Origin of the sequence: Asticcacaulis solisilvae (assembly GCF_017875235.1) — a bacterium.
Classification (GTDB): domain Bacteria; phylum Pseudomonadota; class Alphaproteobacteria; order Caulobacterales; family Caulobacteraceae; genus Asticcacaulis; species Asticcacaulis solisilvae_A.
Genome location: NZ_JAGGMI010000001.1, coordinates 155,694 through 177,892, shown reverse-complemented (window position 1 = coordinate 177,892; position 22,199 = coordinate 155,694). Strand labels below are relative to the sequence as shown.

Sequence of the window (22,199 nt, the reverse complement as noted above, 5' to 3'; positions counted from 1 at the left end):
GGAACGAGTACACGATGACTTCAGCTTTATGGACATTTACCGAGCTTGCCGAAGCGACCGGCGGGACCTTCGTCGGCGCCGGGAACGGCGGGCCGACCGAGGCCGGCGGCATCAATTTCGATAGCCGGGGCCTGACGCCCGGCGACATCTTCCTGGCGCTGCAGGGCGTGCGCGACGGTCACGACTTCGTGCCGCAGGCTTTTGTGTCCGGCGCTGTCGTTGCCATCACCCGCCGTCCTGTCGAAGGTGGGCCATGCCTGTTGGTGCCGGACGTCCAACGCGCGCTCGAAGACCTGGGCGTCTTTGCTCGCAATCGCGCGGCAACCGCCAAACGCGGGGCCGTCACCGGCTCGGTCGGCAAGACCTCGGTGACGCAGATGGTCATGCAGGGGCTGCGCCGGGCTGGTAAGGCGCATTCGGCGATCAAAAGCTTCAACAACCATATTGGCGTGCCGCTGACCCTGGCGCGCATGCCGCGCGACACGGAACGCGCCGTCTTCGAGATTGGCATGAACCACGCCGACGAGATCACGCCGCTGTCGGAATTCGTCGCGCCGCACGCCGTCATCATCACCACGGTCGGTGCCGTCCACACCGAAAACTTCCCGGACGGCGAACAGGGCGTGGCCCGCGCCAAGGCGGAAATCTTCGACGGTTTGCTGCCGGGCGGCCTGGCCATCCTCAATGCCGACAATCGCTGGTTCGATTTCCTGAGCAGTGAAGCGCGCGGGGCAGGGGCGCTGGTCTCTGCCTTCGGCGAAGGCGGCGGCAATGACGCGCAACTGGTGTCCCACATCATTGCCGGCGAGCGCGCCCGCGTGGAAGCGCGCTTCCACGGCCGCGATATCGCGTTTTCCCTGTCGCACACCGGCAAGCATCAGGCGGTTAACGCCCTGTCGGTCCTGCTGATGCTCGAAGCCCTCGGTGTCGACCTCGACACCTCGATCGCGTCTCTGGAAGACGCGCCCACGCTCGAAGGGCGCGGCAAGGTAACGGAAAAGGCATTTGGTGGCGGCACCATCACCATAATCGATGAGAGCTATAACGCCAATCCGGTGTCGATGGTCGCGACCTTGAAGTCGCTGGCAGAGACGAACAAGGGTGATGGCCGCAAGATCGTGGTCATGACCGATATGCTGGAGCTTGGGCCCGACGAGGCGGATCTGCACGCAGGGCTTAGCGCGACGCTGGAAGCGCTTGATATCGACCGCGTCTACCTCGCTGGCCCGTTGATGAAGAACCTGTGGGACGTGCTGCCGGAGCGCCTGCGCGGGCGGTACGCCGCCAGTGCCGCCGATTTGACCGATGGCCTCACTGCGGACTTGCGCAGCGGGGACCTAGTCATGGTAAAGGGCTCGAACGGTTCAAAGGCCGGCCTCATCGCCAAAACGTTGCTCTCTGCGTAAGGACGCATACTTCACATGTTCTACCTGCTGTACGAGCACCTCAACAACCTGAACCAGCATTGGCCGCTGATCAACCTGATGCGCTATCAGACTGTGCGTGTCTTCCTGGCGCTCATCACCGCCATGATCGTCGCCGTCGCCATGGGGTCGCGCTTCATCAACTGGATGCGCGCCCGCCAAGGCAAGGGCCAGCCAATCCGCGAGGATGGACCGCAAAGTCATCTGCTGACCAAGAAGGGCACGCCGACCATGGGCGGCCTGATGATCCTGGCCGGGATCGCCGTGGCGACCCTGTTGTGGATCGACCCGCGTTCGGCTTCGGCCTGGGTCGTGTTCGGCGTCACCATGGCCTATGGCGTACTGGGCTATATCGACGACTACGCCAAGGTGACGAAGCAGACCTCGGCCGGCCTGACCTCGATCCAGAAGCTGATCGCACAGATCGCCATCGCCGTCGTGGCCGTGCTGGTCCTGATCTATTATACGCCGCAGCCGGCGGACACGCCGAAGCTGGCGACCTCGCTGGTTTTCCCGATCTTCAAGAATGCCGTTTTTGACCTGGGCCTGTTCTTCGTGGTGTTCGGCGCCGTCGTCATCGTCGGCGCATCGAACGCCGTCAACCTGACCGACGGCCTGGACGGCCTGGCCATCGTGCCGGTCATGATCGCCGCGGGTGCGTTCGGCTTCATCGCTTATGTCGTCGGCAATTTCAAATTCGCCGAATATCTGATCGTCCACTTCGTGCCGGGCGCCGGTGAAGTCGCGGTCATCTGCGCCGCCATTATCGGCGGAGGCATGGGCTTTCTGTGGTACAACGCCCCGCCGGCCAAGATATTCATGGGCGATACCGGTTCGCTGGCGCTCGGCGGCGGCCTCGGCGCCGTGGCGGTCGCGACCAAGCACGAAATCGTCCTGGCGATCATCGGCGGCCTGTTCGTGGTCGAGGCCATGTCGGTCATGATCCAGGTCGGTTACTTCAAGCTGACCAAGAAGCGTATCTTCCTGATGGCGCCGATCCACCACCATTTCGAAAAGCTCGGCTGGCCGGAATCGACCGTCGTCATCCGATTCTGGATTGTCGCGGCGCTGCTGGCCATGGTCGGCCTGGCCACGCTGAAGCTGAGGTAGTTTGCTGCTGGCGGTGCCCTTTTCCAATTTCCCTCCCCGTTTACGGGGAGGGGGACCGCGAAGCGGTGGGAGGGGGATCGCAGGCAGAGGTTTATGCGGAACTGCTTGTGAGTTCCCCCTTCCGTCTTTTGAGCGCTTGGCGCGCTCAAAATCCACCTTCCCCGGCCTCGGCGGCAGCCAAAACGGGGAAGGAATTGACTATGATGCCCAAGGAGCCTTCTTATCATGATCCCCGTAAAAGGTTTTGAAGGCAAGCGCGTCGCCATTTTCGGCCTGGGCCGCTCCGGCCTGTCGGCAGCCCGCGCGCTCAAGGCCGGCGGCGCCGAGCCCCTGCTGTGGGACGACAAGCCCGCCTCGGTCATGGCCGCGACCAAGGAGCGCTTCACGGTTGAGAACCTGAAGAACACTGACTGGTCGGAAATCGATGCCCTAATGCTTTCGCCGGGCGTGCCGCTGACGCACCCTGAGCCGCACTGGACGGTCCAGATGGCCAAGGACGCCAGTGTGCCGATCCTGGGTGATATCGAGCTGTTCGCCCGCACGATCGCCGCCCTGCCGGACCGTAAGCGCCCGAAGACAGTGGCGATCACCGGCACCAATGGCAAGTCGACGACGACGGCGCTGATCGGCCATATCCTGAAAGCCGCCGACAAGGACGTCCACGTCGGCGGCAATATCGGCATCGGCATCCTCGACCTGCCGTCGTCGATGCATTCGGGCTCGATCTACGTCATCGAGACTTCGTCCTATCAACTCGATCTGACCCTGACCTTCCGGCCGGACGTGGCGGTGCTGATGAATTTTTCGCCCGACCATCTCGACCGGCACGGCGGCATGGACGGCTACATCGCCGCCAAGAAGCGTCTCTTCATGAACCAGACGGAGGCGCAGGTCGCGGTCATCGGCAGCGACGACGATTACAGCACCCGCCTGATTTCCGAGATGCGCGCCGGCCATCCGGTGAAACTGGTGCCCATCTCGTCCAAGCGCAATGTCGGCGAGGGCGTCTATGCCATCAACGGCGTGCTGTTCGACAGCTCCGAGGGCCGGGCGCGCCAGATTATCGACCTGAAGACCGTGCGGACGCTTACCGGACGCCACAACTGGCAGAACGCCGCCGCCGCCTATGCGGCCTGCAAGGCGCTGGGCCTGAGCAGCGAGGCGATTGTCGCCGGCATGCGCTCCTTCCCCGGTCTGGCGCACCGCATGCAGGAAATCGGCCGCATCGGCAAGGTGCGCTTCATCAACGATTCCAAGGCAACCAATTCGGACGCCGCGCGCCAGGCGATGTCGAGCTACGAAAGCTTCTTCTGGATCGCCGGCGGCAAGGCCAAGGCCGGCGGCATCGAGGATCTGCGCGACCTGTTCCCGCGCGTCAAGCACGCCTACCTGATCGGCGAGGCGGCGGAGCTGTTCGAAAAGACAATCGGCAAGACCGCGCCGTGCACGCAATCGCGCCACCTGTTCACGGCGGTTGCCCAGGCCTACGCGGCGGCGGAAAAGACCGGCAAGGAAGAGGTCGTCCTGTTCTCGCCGGCCTGCGCCAGCTTTGACCAGTTCGCGGACTTCGAAGCGCGCGGCGATGCCTTCCGCGACGCCGTCGATGAGATATCGAAATCGGCTGCCGTGTCGGGCGCTGAGGTTCCGGCAGTCACAAAAACCTAGCTATGGTCTGGGATAAATCCCGTGCAGCACGGCGTCGAAATGGTCCTCGATCGCCTGGGTGCAGTGGCACGACTCACCGCGCAGTTCGTGCAGGTTCCGGATGACCAGGGTCCCCCGCCGCGATTCGACGATGCCCTGCTTGCGCATGGTGCCCAGGATCCGGCTTACGAAGGTCCGGCCCACGCCCAGCATGTCGGCCAGTTGTTCCTGCGTCATCGGAATGTCCATATTGCCGGTCCGTTCCAGCCCCGCCAGGATCAGCTTGGCGATGCGTTGCCGGATCGTATGTGTGGCGTTGCACGCGGCGGTCTGGAACACCTGGGCCAGCAGGCAGTCCGAATAGCGCGAGAACCAGTGGCGAAGGTGGATAGATTCAAGCTTCGCCTGTTCCAGCGCCGACGTCTTGATCCTCAGAAACGTCCCCGGCATACGCACCACGGCGGTGGCATAGGCTGGGATTTGGCCCTGGGACACGATACCGCCGACCGCGCCTTCGCGGCCGACAAAGGCGACATCGACGGAATGGCCATTGGCGCCGCGAATGCAAAAGGCGGCCATAGCACCGGCGCACGGAAAGAAGGTGTCGGTCACGTCCTGGCCCGAATGCGAAAGGATGGCTTCGGCCGGCAGGTCAAGGGCCGCCATGTGCGGCAGGAGACGCTGGCGATCATCGTCGGTCAGGACGGAGAGGAGGGCGTTCTGGGAAAGATCTTGCTTGGTCGCGGCAGTCATTTAGTACAGCTCAATTATCCGCTTATGTGCAGTAGTGGACAGACAAGGTGAGTGAAAACTGTTACTTAGACACACAAGGGTCGATTCTCGTCTCCATGTGATCTAGACTGCTGCCTTGTAAGGCGGCAATGTGGCGCGGCCGCAGCGGTGTAAATTGCTGCTCTGTCGTGAGATTTCCAAAAAGGGATAGTGGTTTGGCGTTGAACGATACCCCGGATCAGCAAGGCTCGACCTTGCGCGTACTGATCGTCGATGACAATGCGGCCGCGGCGCAGACCACCGGCTGGATGGTCGAGATGATGGACTGTGAATTCCAATTGTCGCACAGCCCCCAGGATGCATTGGCGGCAGGCGGTTATCGGCCCGACATCGCTTTGCTCGATATTGGCCTGCCGGGCATGGACGGCTTCGACCTGTGCAAGGCCATGCGCGCCCTGCCGGAATTCGCCGATACGGTCTTTATTGCCCAGACCGGTTGGGAGGGCGAAAGCTATCGCCGCCGCGCCGACGAAGCCGGCTTTCACCACTACCTTGTCAAGCCCGTCCCCTACGAGACGCTGGAAGGCGTCATCGCCGGCGTACGGGCGCAACGATAGGGCGACGGTTAAGGCAAAATTAACCACGCTCTGGTGAATCCTTTAGCGGTCTTCCGACATTTATCGAGTACCGGAGCCGCATGCCCAGCGCCTATGCCCACCCGTTCACCCGCACCGACCGGTCACCTACCGCCATGTGGTGGTGGACACTGGATCGCGTCACCCTGTCGCTGATCCTGATCCTGCTGCTGCTGGGCTTCTTCTTTTCGTTTTCGTCGAGCCCAGTCGCCGCGCCGCATACCAGCAATTACGACGCCTTCTACTACACCAAGCGCCACTTCCTGTTCGCCCTGATGACTTCGGGCCTTATGGTGGCGGTATCGATGCTGTCCCTGCGCGGTGTGCGCCGCGTCGGACTGTTCGTCTATGCGGCGGCCATCGGCGTCATGGCGCTGCTGCCCGTTATCGGCCATTCGGCCAAGGGCGGCCAGCGCTGGCTAGACCTTGGCCCTTTCGCGCTCCAGCCGTCGGAATTCCTCAAACCCGCCCTGGTCATCCTGATCGCGTGGATGTTCTCGGAAGGCCAGAAGGGCAAGGGCGTGCCGGGCGTGACCATTGCCTTTGGCCTCTATGGCCTGGCCATCGCGCTTTTGCTGATCCAGCCCGATGTCGGCCAGTCAATCCTGATCACCGTAGCGTTTGGCGCCTGCTTCTTCATTTCAGGTGTGCCGTTCCGCTGGATCATGGGGATGCTGGCCGCGGCCGCCTCGGGCCTCGTCGCCCTGTTCTTCATCCAGCCGCACTTCCGCAACCGTATCCTGGGCTTCATCACCGAGGGCGGCGACAAGTACCAGGTCAACAGCGCCAAGGCGGCCATCGCCAATGGCGGCTTCTTTGGCCAGGGCCTGAACGAAGGCGAGATGAAGCGTCACATTCCCGACCTGCATACCGACTTTATCTACTCGGTCATCGCCGAGGAATACGGCCTGTGGCTGACCCTGATCCTGATCGGTATCTTTGCCTTTGTGGTCGTGCGCGGCCTGGCCAAGTCGATGGCGATGCAGGACCCGTTCCGCCAGATCGCTACCTCGGGCCTTTACATAATGGTCGGCACCCAGGTGATCATCAATGTCAGCGTCAATCTGGGTCTGATCCCGCCCAAGGGCATGACCCTGCCGTTCATCTCCTACGGCGGTTCGTCCATGCTGGCCATGGGCCTGACCATGGGCTTTATCCTGGCCCTGACGCGCAAGCGCCGCGACGAGGTGACCGAACAGGACGACGATCCGACAAACTGGTGATGATGCCTGTAGACTGTGCTAGAGCACGATGACAATAAGTTTCCCCCTTCCGTCATTTGCTCCGCAAATGCCACCTTCCCCGTAAACGGGGAAGGAAATCGGCCCGCTCATCTTGTTCCTTCCTTCCCCGTTTACGGGGAAGGTGGCCGCGAAGCGGTCGGAAGGGGGGATTCTTCCTTAGTTCATCTGTTCGCAGGTATTCCCTTGGCCGCCAAATCTCGCCGCAAAGCCTCTTCCTTCGCTGACAAGCCTTTGGCCATCGTCGCCGCCGGCGGTACGGGCGGGCACATGTTTCCGGCCGAAGCGCTGGCGCGCGAGCTGATCGACCGCGGCTGGGAGGTCGTGCTGGCCTCCGATTCGCGCGGCGCCGCCTATGCCGAAAAATTCCCGGCGAAGGAGCGCCTGTCGCTCGAGGCCGCGACCTTCAAGACTGGCGACCCCATCGGCATGGTCCGCGCGGGCTTCAAGATCGCCCAAGGTGTGCTGCAGGCCAGAGCGGCGTTCAAGCGCCTGAAGCCGTGGGCGGTCATCGGCTTTGGCGGTTATCCGTCCTTTCCGGCTTTGACAGCCGCGCTGATGCGCAAGGACGTGACGCTGATCCACGAACAGAACTCGGTGCTCGGTCGCTCCAATCGCAAGCTGGCGGCCAAGGTCGATGCCGTTGCCTGCGCCTTTCCCGTGCTGCGCCTGGCGCCCACCGAGCTGGAAGGCAAGGTCCAGGTCGTGGGCAATCCGGTCCGGCCCGATATCCGCGCGCTCTATGACCAGCCGTTTCCGCCGGTCGACAAGATCCTGACCCTCCTCGTCACCGGCGGGTCGCAGGGCGCCAAGATCCTGTCCGAGACGGTTCCCCAGGCCCTGGCGCTCCTGCCCGTGTCGCTGCGCATCAAGCTGAAGGTCGAGCAGCAGACGCGCGCCGAACAGGTTGAGCTGGCCAAGAAAATCTATGCCGATGCCGAGATCGACGCCGAGATCGCGCCCTTCTTCAATGACATGGCCGATCGCCTGGGCCGCGCCCATCTGGTCATCGGCCGCGCCGGTGCCTCGACCGTCTGTGAACTGGCCGTGGCCGGCAAGCCGTCACTGCTGATCCCGCTCAAGATCGCCGCCGACGACCACCAGACCTACAATGCCGAGGTGCTGCGCGAGGCCAAGGCGGCCGTGGTTATCAAGGAAGAGGAGGTAACGGCCGAACGGCTGTCGGCCGAAATTCGCGAGCTGATCGAAGCCGCGGGCCTTCTGCCCATGCGCGCCGCCGCCGCCAGGTCGGTGGCACGCCCTGACGCCGCCAGACAATTGGCCGATCTTGTCGAACGCACTGTCTCTTCCGTCACCGGGAAGACCGCAAAAGAATAGCGTTTTTATAGCTTTGGCCGCATTATTCGCCCGATTCTGCAGGGAGGGGTCATGGCCGCCAGTCCAAAATCAACGCCGAAACGCACGTCGCGCACAACGGTGTCCAAGACCGAGCCCAAGGCTGTGGCGACGGCGAGCGTCGAGGCCCTGCCGCAGGGCCTGACCACCGGCTTCATGCACCGCGTCCTGTTCGTCATGCTGGCGGTCGCCCTGGCCTGGCTGGCGCTGAAGCTGTTCGGCCTCTGGCTGCTGATCTTTGGCGCCGTTATTATCGCCGTCATCCTGCGCGGCATATCCGGACCGTTGATCCGGTATCTTAAGCTCAACGAGACGCTGGCGGTGGTCCTGGCCCTGGTCGGTGTCCTGGCCCTGATCAGCCTGACCATGTACCTGTTCGGCGTCCAGATCGCGATTCAGGTCGAGACACTTACGCGCGAACTGCCGGCAGCGTGGGCGGCCTTTCAGACGCGTCTCCACGCCATGCCGATGGGCGATGAGATCCAGGCGCAGTTCAACGCGCTTGGCCAGCAGGCGGGCGGTTTTGCTTCCAAGCTGCCGGGCATTGCGGGCAACATTTTGTCGAGCCTGGCCAATATCCTTGTGGCCACGATTGCCGGTGTCATGCTGGCCATGCATCCCGGCAAGTATCGCGACGGCTTGATCACGCTCTTCCCGCAGAACCAGCGGCCGGCGCTGTTAGAGAGCATGAACACCAGCGGCGAGGCGCTGAAAAAATGGTTCATCGCCCAGTTTATCTCCATGGTTCTGGTCGGCGTGCTGGTCGGCGTCGGCCTGGCGATTATCGGCGTGCCGTCGGCCCTGGCGCTGGGGCTGATGGCCGGTCTGGCCCAGTTCGTGCCGGTGGTCGGTCCCGTCCTATCCGCCGGCCCGGGGCTGCTGCTGGCCGGGGTCGGCGGCACGGAGCCCTTCCTGTGGACACTGGCCCTCTATGTCGGCGTCTCGCAACTGGAGAGCAATCTGCTGACCCCCATGGTCCAGCGGCAGATTTCAGAAGTTCCGATGGTGCTGACGCTTTTCGCCATCGTCGGATTTGCCGGGCTTCTGGGGCCGATGGGCGTGCTTTACGCCATGCCGATCACGGTCATTCTGTTCTCGCTGATCAAGCGCTATCTCGATCTGCGCGAAGCCGGCGTTGCGCCAAAACCGCCGGCTTAAAGATGGCGCAGGACGTCCATGCCTTGATGGAGAATACGCAGTATCGAGACACGATCGGCCGAGACGCGGTAGAAAATTGCGTGCGACTGATAGATGTGTTTGCGGACACCCGGTCGCAATGGGAAGGCTGCGCCTAGTTCTGGATTGGCGGCCAGCCTGTCGAACATGTCAATCAGGCCATCGCGATAGACGCGTGCCCGTTCAATGCCAAATGTCTCGCTGCTATAATGGGCGATGCCGATCAGATCCGCTTCCGCGCGTCGCGAAAGCCGATATTCAATCACGACGTGCCAGATATTCGGCTTCAGCGGCCGCCCAGATATCCTTCGCGCTGCGCTCGCTAAAGCCGCTGGTTTCGGCTTCATCGAGCATCTGGCACAGCTCAGTTTCGGCCGCCTTGCGTTGCTGATCTCTGCGGATCAGTTCGTTGACATAGGCATCGACATCCGCCCCGGCTTGTTGATCCAGCCAGATTTGCGTCTGTTCATCGATGGAAATCGAAATCTTTCCCATGACGTCGATAGTCTCACACAATCCTTTACGGGCAAAGAAAAAAACGTAGAGTGACAGCCGCCGCAAGCTGGTCTAAAAGCCTGCCCTTTCCCTGATTTCGCAAGCAGTGTGCTGCCTATGGCCTCCATCTCCAAAGTCCGTCCGACTCCGTTCGATCTCGGTCCCGTCCACTTCGTCGGTATCGGCGGCATCGGCATGAGCGGCATCGCCGAAATCATGATCAAGATCGGCTACAAAGTGCAGGGCTCGGACGCCAAGGCCTCAGCCAATACGGAGCGGCTTGAGAAGCTGGGCGCCAAGATCTTTATCGGCCACGCTGCCGAACACGTTACGGACGGCGTCTGCGCGCTCGTTTATTCGACCGCCGTCAAGTCCGACAATCCGGAAATGGTCGAAGCCCGCCGCCGCCGCGTGCCTCTGGTCCGCCGCGCCGAGATGCTGGCCGAACTGATGCGCCTGCAATTCTCGATCGCGGTCGGCGGCACCCATGGCAAGACGACGACGACCTCGATGGTCGCGGCGCTGCTCGATGCCGGCGGTTTCGATCCGACCGTCGTCAATGGCGGCATCATCAATGCCTATGGCACCAATGCCAAGGTCGGCGACGGCGACTGGATCGTCGTTGAAGCCGATGAGTCGGACGGTTCCTTCCTGCGCCTGAAATCGACCCTGGCCATCGTCACCAATATCGACCCGGAGCACCTCGACCACTGGGGCGATTTCGAAGCGGTCAAGAAGGGCTTCGTCGATTTTATCGAGAACATCCCGTTCTACGGCTTTGCCGCGGTCTGCATCGACCATCCGGAAGTCCAGGCGCTGACCGCCAAGATCGATAACCGCCGCCTGATCCCTTATGGCGCAAGCCCGCAGGCCGAGGTCCGCTGCACCAATATCGAATTTGGCCCGGAAGGCGCTGTCTTTGACGTCGTCTTCTCGCCGACCGGCGCCGAGCCCTTCACCTGGGAAAAGCTTAAACTGCCGATGACCGGCAACCACAATGTCTCGAACGCGACGGCCGCGATTGCGCTGGCTCGCGAACTGGGCATTGGTGAAGACGCCGTGCGCAAGGGCATTGGCGGCTTTGGTGGCGTCAAGCGCCGCTTTACGACGACGGGTGTCGTTGGCGGCATCCGCGTTATTGACGACTATGGTCACCATCCGGTCGAAATCGCCGCCGTGCTCAAAGCCGCCCGTCAGGTCGTTGGCCAGGGACGCGTCATCGCCGTCGTCCAGCCGCACCGCTACACCCGCCTGCGCGACCTGATGAACGAGTTCTCGTCGTGCTTCCACGATGCCGATACAGTCATCGTCGCTGACGTCTACAGCGCCGGCGAACAGCCAATCGAAGGTGTCTCCAAGGCTGATCTGGTTGCCGGCCTTCACCGCTTCGGTCACCGCAACGCCATCGCCCTTGACGGCCCGGCGCAACTGGCCGGGCTGGTGGCGGGCGAGGCCAAGGAGGGCGACCTCGTCGTCTGCCTCGGCGCCGGCGATATCACGCAATGGGCCTATGCCCTGCCGGGGCAGCTGGAAGCGATGAAATGAGTGTAACCGGCGGCTGTCAGTGCGGAGCTGTGCGCTATGAACTGGCGGTCCCGCCATCGGGCACGCACTTCTGCCATTGCCGCATGTGCCAGCGCGCCGTCGGCAATGTCTTTGCCGGGCTGACGGGCGTCTACAAAAACCAGCTGACATGGACGAAGGGCCAGCCGGTCTTTTACCAAAGCTCTTCGGTCGCCAAGCGCGCCTTCTGCCGCGATTGCGGGACGCCGCTGTACTTCGGCTACGACAAAGGCGAATGGAACTGCGTGACGATCGGCTCGCTCGATCATCCTGAGGACCTAAAGCTGGAGCAGCATTACGGTGTTGAATCGAAGCTGCCGTGGTTGCAGCTTTGCGACGGAATGCCCGAAGAGACGAGCGATCCCGAGTCGGACGAACGCGCGAAGGGCCTTGTCAGTTACCAAGCGGAGACGAAATGAGTTTGATCAAGACCTGGGTTGATGAGCTGCCGCCGGTGCGTGGCCGCATCATGCGCGACGCGGCGCTGGCTCCCTTTACCTGGTTTCGCGTGGGTGGTCCGGCCGATGTCGTCTTCATTCCGGAAGACATTTCCGATTTATGTGAATTCTTGAAGGCGCTCGATCCGGGCATTCCCGTTATTGCCATTGGGGTTGGCTCGAATCTGCTGGTGCGCGATCGCGGCATCGAAGGCGTGGTCATCCGCCTGGGCAAAGCCTTCGCCGATATCGAGGCGCGCGACAATGCCCAGGTCTATGCCGGGGCGGCGGCGCTCGACGCCCAAGTCGCCAAGGTGGCCGCTCAAGCCGGGATCGCGGGACTGGAATTCTATCGCGGTGTGCCGGGCACGATCGGCGGCGCCATCGTCATGAATGCCGGTTGCTATGGTGCCGAGACCAAGGACGTGCTGGTCGAAGCCTATGCCGTCACGCGCTTCGGCGAACGCGTCATCCTGTCGAATGCCGACATGGGCTATTCCTACCGCCACTCCGACCCCGACAACCTGATCTATGTCGGTGCGCTTTATCAGGGCAAGCCGGACGATGTCGCGGCGGTTACCGAGCGCATGGAAGCGATCACCGCCCGCCGCGAACAGACCCAGCCGATCCGCGAAAAGACCGGCGGCTCGACCTTCAAGAACCCTGAAGGCAAGTCGGCCTGGCAGTGTGTCGACGAAGCAGGTTGGCGCGGGCGTATGTTCGGCGGCGCCAAGTTCTCAGAGCTGCATTCCAACTTCATGATCAATGCCAATGACGCTTCGGCGGCCGATCTGGAAGGGCTTGGTGAGGCGGTGCGCGCCGATGTGAAAACCAAGCTCGGCATCGACCTGCACTGGGAAATCAAGCGGATCGGCAAGACCGCGCACTAACACGAGGCGGCCATGAAGATTGGATTCCTGGGACTTGGAAATATGGGCGCGGCGATTGCGCCGAACCTTATCAAAGCCGGACACGATGTTTCCGTCTGGAACCGTTCGCCGGACAAGGCCGCAGCCTTGGTGGCCAAGGGCGCGACACATGCCTTGACGCCCGGTGAAGCCAGCAAGGCAGAGGTGGTCTTCACCATGCTGGCCGACGATGCGGCGGTCGAAGGGGTAGCGGACGACATTCTCGCCAATCTAACCGATGGCGGCATCCATATCTCGTTGAGCACCATCAGCGTCGCTCTCGCCGAAAAGCTGACGCAGGCACACGCCGACAAAGGCCAGCACTTTGTTTCGGCGCCGGTCTTTGGCCGGCCGGCCGCTGCGGCCGACGCCAAGCTATTTATCGCAGCCGCCGGCGAAACTGAGGCCATGGACCGCGTCATGCCCTTGCTTAACGCGATCGGCCAGAAGGTCGAGGTCTTCGGCGACACGCCGTCGGCCGCCAACCTGGTCAAGCTGGCCGGCAACTTCCTGATCATTTCGGTGACCGAGTCGCTTGGCGAAGCCATGGCGCTGGTGGCCAAGGGCGGCGCGAACAACACGAAGTTCCTCGATTTCCTGACATCAACCCTGTTCGGCTCGCTGATCTACAAGAACTATGGCGCGCTGATCGCCTCGCAGACGTTTGAGCCGGCTGGGTTTGCGGCGGTGCTCGGCGCCAAGGACATGCGCCTGGTCGGTGCGGCGGCCGATGGTCTGACCGTGCCGATGCCGCTGGCCGACCTGCTGCGCGACCGGCTGGCGCGGCTGGTGGCGGAGGGCAATGGTCACCTCGACCTGACGGCCTTGTCGGCGCTGGCATTCAAGGACGCTGGTCTGAAATGAGCTTGCGCGACCTTGCCGCCGAAAGAGGGCCGTTGATCATGGGCGTGGTCAATGTCACGCCCGACAGCTTCTTCGACGGCGGCAGGTGGTTCGGTTTTCAGGCCGCGCTCGACCATGCCCGGCAACTGATTGCCGACGGGGCGGATGTGCTCGATATCGGCGGGGAATCGACCCGTCCCGGCGCCCAGCCCGTGACCCTCGGCGAAGAGATCGACCGCGTCGTGCCGCTGATCCAGGCCATCGCCGAAGAATGGGATGGACCAATCAGCATCGATTCCCTGAAACCCGAAGTGGCGGAAGAGGCTTTCAAAGCAGGGGCTTGCGTGTGGAACGACGTCACCGCCCTGACGCACAGTTCCGAATCGCTGGAAACGGCGGCGCGCCTGGGCGGGGACGTCGTCCTGATGCACATGCGCGGCGAGCCACGCACCATGCAGTCCAATCCGTGGTACGAGGATGTGGTCGCCGAGATCGAATCCTATCTGCTGGAGCGCGCCGACGTCGCGATCCGCGCCGGTGTTGCGCGCGAGCGTATCTGGATCGATCCGGGTATCGGTTTCGGCAAGACGCTCGATCACAACCTGGCGCTGATCGCCGCGACGAAGCGGCTGGCCAGCCACGGCTTCCCACTGCTGATGGCGGCGTCGCGCAAGCGCTTTATCGCGGCACTGGAGGAGCGGGAAGGGGCCGTGGCCTCGGATGCCGATCATCGCCTGGGCGCGACGATTGCCGTGCACCTCCACGCCATTGCCAACGGTGCGCAAATGGTTCGCGTCCACGATGTCGCGGAGATGAAACAGGCGCTGAGGGTTTGGCGGGCATTGTCCTGACTTCGCCCTCCCCATTTATGGGGAGGGGGGACCGCCGTTAGGCGGTGGGCGGGGCTTTCCTGCTGGACGAACAGGCGCTGGAGTTTGTTATTTCTTTCGCCACCCCGCCCACCATCGCAAGCGATGGTCCCCCCTCCCCGCAGAGCAGGGAGGGCGAAGTTTCCGACGTCAGCTTCTTAATTCTGCCGGTAGATATCAAACGCGCCAAGAAAATCCGGGTTGTGCACCACCGTGCCGCAAGACAGCTGATAGCGGCCGCGTTCGATCAGGTTGAAAGCAGCGGGCACCAGTGGCAGGAACAGCTCTTCGCCTGACTTCTTGCCGACCAGAGACAGGACGAAGCCTTCGGAGCGATTGGCGCGCACAAGGCGCCCTGCAAGGATTTCAAACGACAGCATCTGGTCATTGGCGTCGATCTGGTTCAGCCGCACCAGGATCAGCGTGCCGCGCATGGCCCGGAGAATCGGATGGTTTTTATCCGCAAAGGCTTCGGGAACCAGCTCGTTCCAGCGGGCATGGGGGTCGGATTTCTTGCTCATGCGGCAGCGTCTCCGCCGACATAGGCAAAGCGCGGCACTTCGCCGTCTTCGGTCGCAACCGTCTCTGCAAACATACCGAGCGGCCTGACCCACAGCCGCGCCGCGCCTTCGGCCTGCCCGACCGGCGCGTACAGAACCAGCACCTCTTCGCTTTCGGAATGGGTCACCGTGCCAAAGACCTCGTACAGCTTGTCCTTATAGTGCCGGTACAGGCCGCGCGGTATGGCGCTTTGGTAAAATGAGGTTGCCAGCGCCATGGCTGCCTCCTAAATGGACGGGAGGGGAGTTTGCGCCACTATGCGCCGATTTGGGCAGCCGTGACAACGTCCCCTTGAGGATCTTCATGCACAGAGTTCTGATTATCGCCGGCTCGGATTCGGGCGGCGGCGCGGGCATCCAGGCCGACATCAAGACCGTCACCATGCTGGGCGGCTATGCCATGACGGCCATCACCGCGCTGACGGTGCAGAACACGCTGGGGGTCACGGACGTCATGGGCGTGCCTGCATCCTTTATCACCGCCCAGGCGCAGGCGTGCCTCAGCGATATCGGCGCTGACGCCATAAAGACCGGCATGCTGGCCGACGTCGGAACCATGGAGGCGGTGTCGGAAATCCTGCTGGCCAGCAGTGCCTTCAAGGTCGTGGACCCGGTCATGGTGGCTAAGGGCGGTCATGCCCTGATGCGGGAAGGTGCCATCGATGCGCTGAAGGCGCTCATGCTGCCACACGCCGACCTGCTGACGCCCAATGCTCCGGAAGCCGCGGCGCTGACGGGCACGGACGTTGCTGATGAGGACGGCATGCGCCGCGCCGGCGAGATGATCCTGCGCATGGGTGCCAAGGCCGTGCTGATCAAGGGCGGGCACCTGCGCGGGCCGGAGGTCGTCGATATTCTGTTCACGCGCGAAGAAGAGCACCGCTTCGTATCGCAGCGCATCGATACCGTCCATACGCACGGTACAGGTTGTACCCTGGCCAGCGCCTGCGCGACGCTGAACCAGCAGGGCCGGACGCTCAGGGAAACGATCGAGATGGCGCGGGACTATCTCTATGGCGCCATCGCCATGGCCCCGCACCTTGGCGAAGGACACGGGCCGCTGCGGCACAACTGGCTGCTGTAGGGCGCATCTGTCCGAAGCTTTAGATCGGTATGATTTAAGTGGAAACATCATGCCGATCTAAGTTATTGTTTTGTCGCGATATTTAAGGCGAAAACCGCTTACACTTTTCGCCATATCGCTCTAGCTTCGGCAAGGCGCCTGTGCACACCCCATAAAGCAAAAGCGCGGAACCGGAGTTCCGCGCCTTGTTAAGGATTGATGGTGAAGCGATTAGCCCCGGCGATTGTCGCGGTCGGCACGCTCGTAGCGAACTTCAGCGGACAGTTGGTCGAGGCGGGCGTTCAGGGTCGCCTTTTCGCGGCTGTCGATGCCACGGCCGGTCCGCATGTAGCCACGCGCCAGGTCGATAACGCCTTCAAGGCGCGTGTTGAGACGCTTGGCTTCGCGGTAGCTGATGCGATTGGCGCGGCGGCCGTTCTCAATGCGGTCCTGAATATTGTCGATACGGGCTTCGATCTGGCGGTCGGTACGATGATCATAGGTGTGGCGCGTCTGCGCGGTGGCCGACATGCCTGTCAGGGTGGCGCCAACGGCGGCGACGGCGATCAGCGACTTGAGTGTGGTCTTCGTGAACATGGTCTTTCTCCTTAGGTTCAGGTCTCGCTGTCATCAGCGATGATGACAGTTAAACACAGGTCCCCTGAGCCGATCCTGAGGCCGTGGTTCATGCTCGGGTCATGGTCACGGCGAGATTGCGGCAGAATGATTTCATCACGGAAAGCCATAAGAAAACAATTGTTTGGCCCTATTTGGCCATAAGAAAAGGGCGCGGCCCGTTTCCGGATCGCGCCCTTTGAAGGGGTATTTAGATATTACCAGCGACGGTTGTCGCGGTCATTGCGCTCATAGCGGACTTCACGCGACAGGCGGTCGAGACGATCGCTCAGCGAAGCCACTTCGCGGGGCGTCAGGCCACGGCCGGTGCGCTCAGCGCGGCGGCGTTCCGACGCAATACTGTCCAGGCGGCTCAGCAGGCGATCGGCTTCACGGCGGCTCAGGTCGCCGCTGCGGCGGCCCATGCGGATGCGGTCATAAAGGTTGTCGATCCGGCTATCCAGGCGGTATTCGGCGCGGTCGTCGCGGCGGTTGTGGTCCCAGCGGTCGTTGCTAACGTGGACGACAACGGCGCCGCGGGTGTCGGCGGCGGCGATGGAGGGAACCGCAACGCCAGTCGCGGCGGCGGTCAGGGCGGCAAGCGCAATCAGGGTCTTTTTCATGGTCGGTCTCCTTAGGTCAAGTTCCCGGTCATCGGGGAGATGGGTTTCGCTGGTCTCTCAGCGATGAGGTCATTTAACCACCCCGCACCTGAGCCCAAGCTGAACGGTGCGGTTCATTTTCGGTTCATTTCAGTGGCGAAATTTTTGGCCGATTGTTAAGGAGCGGCCACCATTTGCCGCATGAAAAATGCCTTGCCGCCTGGGCTCCTGTGGCGCATAGGGCAGGGGATTTTGTTCCCGACCGGAGGCTTTCCATGCCGCATCCCGCCAGCCCGTCCAGTTCCAAGCCGCCGCGCGCGCCGGAGCGTCCGTGGTTCTCGTCGGGTCCGACGTCGAAGCGCCCGGGCTGGAGCCCGCAAGCGTTATCAAACGCGCCGGTCGGTCGCTCGAACCGCTCGAAGGCGACGGTGGGCCGTCTGAACCAGGCGATCGAACTGACGCGCTCGATCCTTCAGATCCCGGACGATTACCAGGTCTTCATGACGCCGGGCTCGGATACCGGGGCGTTCGAGGCCGCCATGTGGAATCTTCTGGGGCCGCGCAAGGTCCAGTTGCTCAGCTTCGAGAGCTTCGGCCAGCTGTGGGCCGATGACGCCGTCCAGCACCTGAAACTGGACGCCGAGGTGCTGTCGGCGCCGTACGGCCAGCTGCCGGACCTGACGCGGATCAGCGCGGAAGCCGACATCGTCTTTCCGTGGAACGGCACGACCTCGGGCGTGCGCGTGCCGGATGCGACCTTTATCCCGGATGATCACCAGGGCCTGGTGCTGTGCGACGCCACCTCGGCGGCCTTCTGCATGGAACTGCCATGGCAAAAGCTCGACGTCGCCACCTTCTCGTTCCAGAAGGCGCTGGGCGGTGAGGCCGGAATCGGCGTACTGGTCATGTCGCCCAAGGCGGTCGATCGGCTGAACACTTTCGACAGCGGCCGGCCGATCCCCAAGGTGCTGCGCCTGAAGGCCAAGGGCGCAGCCGACATGAAGATCCTGGGTGGCGACGCCATCAACACCTTCTCCTTCCTGGTCATCGAGGACTATCTCGACGCCCTGCGCTGGGCGGTCAACGAGGGCGGTCTCGAGGCGCTCATCCACCGCTGCGACCGCAGTGCCGCCGCGCTTACGCGCTGGGTCGAGGCGACGCCGTGGATCGACTTCGTCGCCGAAAAGTCCGAGACGCGTTCGACGACCTCGGTGTGCCTGAAGTTTGTAGCGCCCGAGATCGTCGCGCGCCCGGTCGAGGACCAGGCGAAACTGGCGGCCAGGATCGGGGCGCTGCTCGAAGCCGAGGGCGTGGCCTATGACGTGGTCGGCTATCGCAACGCCCCGCCGGGCCTGCGCGTGTGGTGCGGCTGCACGGTCGAGGTCGATGACATCGAGGCCCTGACGCCGTGGCTGGAATGGGCCTATGCCGAGGCGCTGGCGGCGCTTAACCCTGAGAACGCCGCGGCCGCGACCTGAGCCCAAGGCCGTCACGGGTATTAAGGCTCAACAGGACGATATTGGCGGCGCCGGACAGCAGTTCGGCCGCCTGGACGATTGCGAATTGCGCGTCGAATGCGCCTGCCTGCGCCTTCCACCACAAAAAGATCGCCGAAGGCACGAGGATCAGCAGACCGTTGCCGGCCGCCACCGCCATGCGTCGTTTCTTCACGCCAATCAGGCTGTGCCGCCATTGGCCGCCCAGCGCCATGCCTGAGCCACCCGTCACCACCAGGCAGACAATAAGTGCCGGCAGGGCATAAAGGATGGCGGTTTTCACCGCGCGGATCAGATCATGGTCGCCGGACACTTCCGACGCCGCCGAAGACAGCCAGAAAACCAGCAACAGGGTCAGGGCCAGGCCACCGGCCATGGCGTGGATAAACCGTTTCATGCGACTCTCCATTTTGAATAGCATGCTATTCAATTGCTATTGACGCTCATGAGTTTCGACAAATCGCAATCGGCGGGCTTCCTCGCCAACCAGATGGCGCGGCTGTTCGCGCGGTCGCTGCAGACGCGTATCGCGCCCCTGGGGCTGGCGCCGGCGCAGTTCATGACGCTGCTGGCGCTGTGGGAGGCGGACGGACTTACGCAGAAGCAATTGGTCGAGCGGCTGGACGTCGAGCAGGCGACCATGGCCAACACCCTGGCGCGCATGGAACGCGATGGGCTGATCGTGCGCCGGACCCATGCCGCGGACGCACGCGCCCAGTGTATCTACCTAACGCCCAGGGCGATCGGCATGCGCGGCGACGCGACGCAAGCCGCATCGATGGTCAATGCAATCGCCATGAAAGGCTTGTCGCCTCAGGAAGCCCAGCAATTTCTAAAGCTTATGACCCGTGTTATCGGCGCGCTGAAGGCCGGAGACGACGAAGACTAATTTGTTTCAGCTTGATGACACTTAAGGGGTTACAAGCCGCGATTCCTGCTCTATAGGGTGCCACCGTTTGTGGTCCGCGCCGTTTGCGCCAGTGACCGAGTACGGAGAATTCTCTTGGCAAATGTGACCGTGATCGGCGCCCAATGGGGCGACGAAGGCAAGGGCAAGCTTGTTGACTGGCTGTCCAATCGCGCCGATGTCGTCGTGCGTTTTCAGGGCGGTCATAATGCCGGTCATACCCTGGTCGTCGATGGCAAGGTCTATAAGCTGAGCCTGCTGCCGTCGGGCGTCGTCCAGGGCAAGCTGTCGATCGTCGGCAACGGCGTCGTCATCGATCCGTGGGCGCTGTTCGACGAAATCGCCCGCGTCGAGGCGCAAGGCCTGAAGATCACGCCTGATCTGTTGGTCATCGCCGACAATGCCTGCCTGATCCTGCCGATCCATTCCGAACTGGACATCGCGCGTGAAAACGCCGCGGGCGCCAGCAAGATCGGCACGACCGGCCGCGGCATCGGGCCGGCCTATGAAGACAAGGTCGGCCGCCGCGCCATCCGCGTCGCCGACCTGGAAGATCTCGATGCGCTGGAAGCCAAGATCGACCGCCTGCTGACGCACCACAACGCCCTGCGTAAGGGCCTGGGCCTGCCGGACGTCGATGTGGCCGCCCTGGTCGCCAAGCTGAAAGAGATGGCGCCGCGTCTGCTGCCCTTCATCAAGCCGGTCTGGTATGTTCTCGACAAGGCCAGATCGGAAGGCAAGCGCATCCTGTTCGAAGGCGCGCAAGGCGCGCTGCTCGACATCGACCACGGCACCTATCCGTTCGTCACCTCGTCCAACACGGTCGCCGGACAAGCCGCCGCCGGTTCGGGCATGGGGCCAAAGAGCGTCGGCTACGTGCTGGGCATCCTCAAGGCCTATACGACGCGCGTCGGTTCCGGGCCGTTCCCGACCGAGCTGTTCGACGAGGTCGGCCAGGGCATCGCCACGCGCGGCCACGAGTTCGGCACCGTCACCGGCCGCGCCCGCCGCGTCGGCTGGCTGGACGCTGTTCTGGCGCGCCAGTCGATCGCCATCAACGGCATCGACGGTATCGCCCTGACCAAGCTCGACATCCTGGATGGCATCGAGACGATCAAGGTCTGCGTCGGTTACAAGGTCGGCGACAAGGTGCTGGACTATCTGCCCGCGGGCTTCAAGGCGCAGCAGGGCATCGAGCCGGTCTACGAGGAAATGGAAGGCTGGAGCGAGAGCACGCAGGGCGCGCGCTCGTGGAAGGACCTGCCAGGCAACGCTGTGAAATACGTCCGCCGCATCGAAGAACTAATCGGCGCGCCCGTGGCCTTGTTGTCGACGTCACCTGAGCGAGACGACACCATTCTCATGCGAGACCCATTCCAGGACTAACGGTTGAGTGGTGGCGTCCGGAAAGCAAAGACTTGCGAGACGACACCATTCTCATGCGAGACCCATTTCAGGACTAATGGTTGAGTGGTGGCGTCCGGAAAGCAAAGACTTGCGAGACGACACCATTCTCATGCGAGACCCATTCCAGGACTGAGGTAGCGGCTAACCTGGCGTGCGTTGCGATGGGAAACCTTTGCGGCGCACGGGTTTGGCGAAGGGGGAAGCCGCCATTAACCACGCCTGATCACGCTATTTTTATCAAACCCTGCCATGCTGGACGAAATTTAACGAGCCCGGCTTTCAGAGTTGCCATGATTAATCTTGATCCCCGCTTACAAGCCAAGCTGCGCAACAGCCTGAGGCGTGTCCTGATTATTGAGGGAAATCCGGCCTATGCCCGCATGCTGGCGGACATGTTGCGGGTGCTTGGCGCCGACAATATCGTCGTGGAAACCGATGATCGCCGTGCGCTCGGCCTGTGCCACAACCTGGACCCGCAACTGATCCTGACCGAATACCGCGCCCAGAACATCGACGGCATCGACTTCTGCAAATCCCTGCGCCGCAGCGACCTGGCCTGCAAGACCGTGCCGGTGATCATGCTCAAGGCCAACCTGACGCCGGCCGAACTGGGTGAGGCCAAGAATGCCGGGATCCACGAAATGCTGGCCAAGCCGTTCGCCTGGCAGGATCTGACCAAGCGTCTGCAGAACGTCCTGTTCAAGCCGCGCGAATGGATCGCGGTGGAAACCTATACCGGCCCCGACCGCCGCAGCTTCAATGCCGGCGAGTACAAGGGCAAGAAGAAGCGCAAGAACGAAGGCGACCAGCGCATCGCCGTCGAGGAGGCCGTGCGCCTGCTCAAGGCCTCGCTCGAAGGCTTCGAGAGCGACGCACAGGGAACCATGCAGACCATCATGACCCAAATGTCGGTCATTGTTCCGGCGTGCAAGGTGATCAAGGACCCGCGTTTCCTCAATGCCGTCTCAGCCGTCATCCAGGATATACGCGCCAAGGCAGTATCAAAGGACTCGCTGAGCCCACGTGTCGCGGAAATGATGGCCTGCCTGGGGTTAGCGGGCGCAATGTCTGAACCGGAAGCTGTGAGCAGCGGCCAGGCGGCGTAGGCGACGTGGC

The 22,199-nt window shown here is 62.7% G+C and carries 25 protein-coding genes; 17 read left to right on the top strand and 8 right to left on the bottom strand.

Annotated elements, in window-relative coordinates:
* The first annotated feature begins 14 nt into the window (after positions 1-14).
* From J2X24_RS00910 to murD, 3 genes are all read left to right on the top strand, one after another.
* The gene (locus tag J2X24_RS00910; RefSeq protein WP_209715251.1) at positions 15-1,406 is read left to right on the top strand and encodes a UDP-N-acetylmuramoyl-tripeptide--D-alanyl-D-alanine ligase; all 1,392 of its coding nucleotides are present in this window, start codon (positions 15-17) and stop codon (positions 1,404-1,406) included.
* A gap of 15 nt (positions 1,407-1,421) precedes the next feature.
* Complete coding sequence (mraY, locus tag J2X24_RS00905; RefSeq protein WP_209715248.1) at positions 1,422-2,534, top strand: phospho-N-acetylmuramoyl-pentapeptide-transferase; 1,113 nt, start codon at positions 1,422-1,424, stop codon at positions 2,532-2,534.
* Between the two features lie 225 nt (positions 2,535-2,759).
* Entirely contained in the window at positions 2,760-4,199 is a 1,440-nt protein-coding gene (murD, locus tag J2X24_RS00900; protein WP_209715245.1) for a UDP-N-acetylmuramoyl-L-alanine--D-glutamate ligase, read from the top strand.
* Here murD and J2X24_RS00895 read toward each other — a convergent pair whose 3' ends face one another.
* Entirely contained in the window at positions 4,200-4,931 is a 732-nt protein-coding gene (locus tag J2X24_RS00895; protein WP_209715241.1) for a Crp/Fnr family transcriptional regulator, read from the bottom strand.
* A 194-nt stretch (positions 4,932-5,125) separates the two neighbouring features.
* Between J2X24_RS00895 and J2X24_RS00890 the strand changes: the two genes are divergently transcribed.
* The 4 genes from J2X24_RS00890 (at position 5,126) to J2X24_RS00875 (ending at position 9,300) form a co-directional block, all read left to right on the top strand.
* A complete protein-coding gene (locus J2X24_RS00890; protein WP_245344344.1) occupies positions 5,126-5,527 on the top strand; it encodes a response regulator in 402 nt (133 codons plus the stop codon).
* Between the two features lie 80 nt (positions 5,528-5,607).
* Positions 5,608-6,768, top strand: coding sequence for an FtsW/RodA/SpoVE family cell cycle protein (locus J2X24_RS00885; RefSeq protein WP_209715236.1), 1,161 nt, complete (start codon positions 5,608-5,610; stop codon positions 6,766-6,768).
* Positions 6,769-7,056: 288 nt separating this feature from the next.
* Complete coding sequence (murG, locus tag J2X24_RS00880) at positions 7,057-8,124, top strand: undecaprenyldiphospho-muramoylpentapeptide beta-N-acetylglucosaminyltransferase (protein ID WP_245344395.1); 1,068 nt, start codon at positions 7,057-7,059, stop codon at positions 8,122-8,124.
* 51 nt (positions 8,125-8,175) lie between these two features.
* Positions 8,176-9,300: an AI-2E family transporter gene (locus J2X24_RS00875; RefSeq protein WP_209715233.1), complete on the top strand. Its 1,125-nt coding sequence runs from the start codon at positions 8,176-8,178 to the stop codon at positions 9,298-9,300.
* Here the strand turns inward: J2X24_RS00875 and J2X24_RS00870 are convergent.
* Both J2X24_RS00870 and J2X24_RS00865 read right to left on the bottom strand, forming a co-directional pair.
* Positions 9,297-9,584 carry a type II toxin-antitoxin system RelE/ParE family toxin gene (locus J2X24_RS00870; RefSeq protein WP_209715230.1) on the bottom strand — a complete coding sequence of 96 codons (288 nt, stop codon included), beginning with the start codon at positions 9,582-9,584 and terminating at the stop codon, positions 9,297-9,299. The two genes, J2X24_RS00875 and J2X24_RS00870, sit on opposite strands and share 4 nt — an antisense overlap.
* Positions 9,577-9,813: a hypothetical protein gene (locus J2X24_RS00865; protein ID WP_209715227.1), complete on the bottom strand. Its 237-nt coding sequence runs from the start codon at positions 9,811-9,813 to the stop codon at positions 9,577-9,579. The genes J2X24_RS00870 and J2X24_RS00865 overlap by 8 nt, the downstream gene beginning before the upstream one ends.
* A 117-nt stretch (positions 9,814-9,930) precedes the next feature.
* Between J2X24_RS00865 and murC the strand changes: the two genes are divergently transcribed.
* The 5 genes from murC to folP are packed head-to-tail and all read left to right on the top strand — an operon-like array spanning position 9,931 to position 14,415.
* Positions 9,931-11,358 (top strand): UDP-N-acetylmuramate--L-alanine ligase, encoded by a 1,428-nt coding sequence (murC, locus tag J2X24_RS00860; protein ID WP_209715224.1) that lies wholly within the window; start codon positions 9,931-9,933, stop codon positions 11,356-11,358.
* Positions 11,355-11,795, top strand: coding sequence for a GFA family protein (locus J2X24_RS00855; protein ID WP_209715221.1), 441 nt, complete (start codon positions 11,355-11,357; stop codon positions 11,793-11,795). The genes murC and J2X24_RS00855 overlap by 4 nt, the downstream gene beginning before the upstream one ends.
* Positions 11,792-12,703: a UDP-N-acetylmuramate dehydrogenase gene (murB, locus tag J2X24_RS00850; protein WP_209715219.1), complete on the top strand. Its 912-nt coding sequence runs from the start codon at positions 11,792-11,794 to the stop codon at positions 12,701-12,703. Before J2X24_RS00855 ends, murB begins: the two co-directional genes overlap by 4 nt.
* A gap of 12 nt (positions 12,704-12,715) precedes the next feature.
* On the top strand, positions 12,716-13,585 hold the full coding sequence (locus tag J2X24_RS00845; protein ID WP_209715216.1) for an NAD(P)-dependent oxidoreductase: 870 nt from the start codon (positions 12,716-12,718) through the stop codon (positions 13,583-13,585).
* The gene (gene folP, locus J2X24_RS00840; protein WP_209715213.1) at positions 13,582-14,415 is read left to right on the top strand and encodes a dihydropteroate synthase; all 834 of its coding nucleotides are present in this window, start codon (positions 13,582-13,584) and stop codon (positions 14,413-14,415) included. The genes J2X24_RS00845 and folP overlap by 4 nt, the downstream gene beginning before the upstream one ends.
* A gap of 176 nt (positions 14,416-14,591) precedes the next feature.
* On the opposite strand, the gene J2X24_RS00835 is transcribed toward folP, so the two are convergent.
* Both J2X24_RS00835 and J2X24_RS00830 read right to left on the bottom strand, forming a co-directional pair.
* Positions 14,592-14,954 carry a hypothetical protein gene (locus tag J2X24_RS00835; protein WP_209715209.1) on the bottom strand — a complete coding sequence of 121 codons (363 nt, stop codon included), beginning with the start codon at positions 14,952-14,954 and terminating at the stop codon, positions 14,592-14,594.
* Complete coding sequence (locus tag J2X24_RS00830) at positions 14,951-15,211, bottom strand: DUF1653 domain-containing protein (protein ID WP_209715206.1); 261 nt, start codon at positions 15,209-15,211, stop codon at positions 14,951-14,953. The genes J2X24_RS00835 and J2X24_RS00830 overlap by 4 nt, the downstream gene beginning before the upstream one ends.
* 86 nt (positions 15,212-15,297) lie before the next feature.
* Between J2X24_RS00830 and thiD the strand changes: the two genes are divergently transcribed.
* Positions 15,298-16,077 carry a bifunctional hydroxymethylpyrimidine kinase/phosphomethylpyrimidine kinase gene (thiD, locus tag J2X24_RS00825; protein ID WP_209715204.1) on the top strand — a complete coding sequence of 260 codons (780 nt, stop codon included), beginning with the start codon at positions 15,298-15,300 and terminating at the stop codon, positions 16,075-16,077.
* 210 nt (positions 16,078-16,287) lie between these two features.
* Here thiD and J2X24_RS00820 read toward each other — a convergent pair whose 3' ends face one another.
* Both J2X24_RS00820 and J2X24_RS00815 read right to left on the bottom strand, forming a co-directional pair.
* Positions 16,288-16,653, bottom strand: coding sequence for a hypothetical protein (locus tag J2X24_RS00820; protein WP_209715200.1), 366 nt, complete (start codon positions 16,651-16,653; stop codon positions 16,288-16,290).
* Positions 16,654-16,889: 236 nt separating this feature from the next.
* On the bottom strand, positions 16,890-17,294 hold the full coding sequence (locus J2X24_RS00815) for a hypothetical protein (protein WP_209715197.1): 405 nt from the start codon (positions 17,292-17,294) through the stop codon (positions 16,890-16,892).
* A gap of 254 nt (positions 17,295-17,548) precedes the next feature.
* Here J2X24_RS00815 and J2X24_RS00810 point away from each other — a divergent pair, with 254 nt between their 5' ends.
* Positions 17,549-18,751 carry a phosphoserine transaminase gene (locus J2X24_RS00810; RefSeq protein WP_209715194.1) on the top strand — a complete coding sequence of 401 codons (1,203 nt, stop codon included), beginning with the start codon at positions 17,549-17,551 and terminating at the stop codon, positions 18,749-18,751.
* On the opposite strand, the gene J2X24_RS00805 is transcribed toward J2X24_RS00810, so the two are convergent.
* Complete coding sequence (locus J2X24_RS00805; protein WP_209715191.1) at positions 18,720-19,166, bottom strand: hypothetical protein; 447 nt, start codon at positions 19,164-19,166, stop codon at positions 18,720-18,722. The genes J2X24_RS00810 and J2X24_RS00805 overlap by 32 nt on opposite strands.
* A 48-nt stretch (positions 19,167-19,214) precedes the next feature.
* Between J2X24_RS00805 and J2X24_RS00800 the strand changes: the two genes are divergently transcribed.
* The 3 genes from J2X24_RS00800 (at position 19,215) to J2X24_RS00790 (ending at position 22,189) form a co-directional block, all read left to right on the top strand.
* Positions 19,215-19,658: a MarR family winged helix-turn-helix transcriptional regulator gene (locus J2X24_RS00800; protein WP_209715188.1), complete on the top strand. Its 444-nt coding sequence runs from the start codon at positions 19,215-19,217 to the stop codon at positions 19,656-19,658.
* Between the two features lie 114 nt (positions 19,659-19,772).
* On the top strand, positions 19,773-21,062 hold the full coding sequence (locus tag J2X24_RS00795) for an adenylosuccinate synthase (RefSeq protein ID WP_209715185.1): 1,290 nt from the start codon (positions 19,773-19,775) through the stop codon (positions 21,060-21,062).
* Positions 21,063-21,373: 311 nt separating this feature from the next.
* Positions 21,374-22,189, top strand: coding sequence for a response regulator (locus tag J2X24_RS00790; protein ID WP_209715182.1), 816 nt, complete (start codon positions 21,374-21,376; stop codon positions 22,187-22,189).
* The last annotated feature ends 10 nt before the right edge of the window (positions 22,190-22,199 follow it).

Bases quoted from the DNA above. Each gene is read 5' to 3' on its own strand.
- J2X24_RS00910 (WP_209715251.1), top strand. From the start codon at position 15: ATGACTTCAGCTTTATGGACATTTACCGAGCTTGCCGAAGCGACCGGC.
- mraY (WP_209715248.1), top strand. From the start codon at position 1,422: ATGTTCTACCTGCTGTACGAGCACCTCAACAACCTGAACCAGCATTGG.
- murD (WP_209715245.1), top strand. From the start codon at position 2,760: ATGATCCCCGTAAAAGGTTTTGAAGGCAAGCGCGTCGCCATTTTCGGC.
- J2X24_RS00895 (WP_209715241.1), bottom strand. From the start codon at position 4,931: ATGACTGCCGCGACCAAGCAAGATCTTTCCCAGAACGCCCTCCTCTCC.
- J2X24_RS00885 (WP_209715236.1), top strand. From the start codon at position 5,608: ATGCCCAGCGCCTATGCCCACCCGTTCACCCGCACCGACCGGTCACCT.
- murG (WP_245344395.1), top strand. From the start codon at position 7,057: ATGTTTCCGGCCGAAGCGCTGGCGCGCGAGCTGATCGACCGCGGCTGG.
- J2X24_RS00875 (WP_209715233.1), top strand. From the start codon at position 8,176: ATGGCCGCCAGTCCAAAATCAACGCCGAAACGCACGTCGCGCACAACG.
- J2X24_RS00865 (WP_209715227.1), bottom strand. From the start codon at position 9,813: ATGGGAAAGATTTCGATTTCCATCGATGAACAGACGCAAATCTGGCTG.
- murC (WP_209715224.1), top strand. From the start codon at position 9,931: ATGGCCTCCATCTCCAAAGTCCGTCCGACTCCGTTCGATCTCGGTCCC.
- J2X24_RS00855 (WP_209715221.1), top strand. From the start codon at position 11,355: ATGAGTGTAACCGGCGGCTGTCAGTGCGGAGCTGTGCGCTATGAACTG.
- murB (WP_209715219.1), top strand. From the start codon at position 11,792: ATGAGTTTGATCAAGACCTGGGTTGATGAGCTGCCGCCGGTGCGTGGC.
- J2X24_RS00845 (WP_209715216.1), top strand. From the start codon at position 12,716: ATGAAGATTGGATTCCTGGGACTTGGAAATATGGGCGCGGCGATTGCG.
- folP (WP_209715213.1), top strand. From the start codon at position 13,582: ATGAGCTTGCGCGACCTTGCCGCCGAAAGAGGGCCGTTGATCATGGGC.
- J2X24_RS00835 (WP_209715209.1), bottom strand. From the start codon at position 14,954: ATGAGCAAGAAATCCGACCCCCATGCCCGCTGGAACGAGCTGGTTCCC.
- J2X24_RS00830 (WP_209715206.1), bottom strand. From the start codon at position 15,211: ATGGCGCTGGCAACCTCATTTTACCAAAGCGCCATACCGCGCGGCCTG.
- thiD (WP_209715204.1), top strand. From the start codon at position 15,298: ATGCACAGAGTTCTGATTATCGCCGGCTCGGATTCGGGCGGCGGCGCG.
- J2X24_RS00820 (WP_209715200.1), bottom strand. From the start codon at position 16,653: ATGTTCACGAAGACCACACTCAAGTCGCTGATCGCCGTCGCCGCCGTT.
- J2X24_RS00815 (WP_209715197.1), bottom strand. From the start codon at position 17,294: ATGAAAAAGACCCTGATTGCGCTTGCCGCCCTGACCGCCGCCGCGACT.
- J2X24_RS00810 (WP_209715194.1), top strand. From the start codon at position 17,549: ATGCCGCATCCCGCCAGCCCGTCCAGTTCCAAGCCGCCGCGCGCGCCG.
- J2X24_RS00805 (WP_209715191.1), bottom strand. From the start codon at position 19,166: ATGAAACGGTTTATCCACGCCATGGCCGGTGGCCTGGCCCTGACCCTG.
- J2X24_RS00800 (WP_209715188.1), top strand. From the start codon at position 19,215: ATGAGTTTCGACAAATCGCAATCGGCGGGCTTCCTCGCCAACCAGATG.
- J2X24_RS00790 (WP_209715182.1), top strand. From the start codon at position 21,374: ATGATTAATCTTGATCCCCGCTTACAAGCCAAGCTGCGCAACAGCCTG.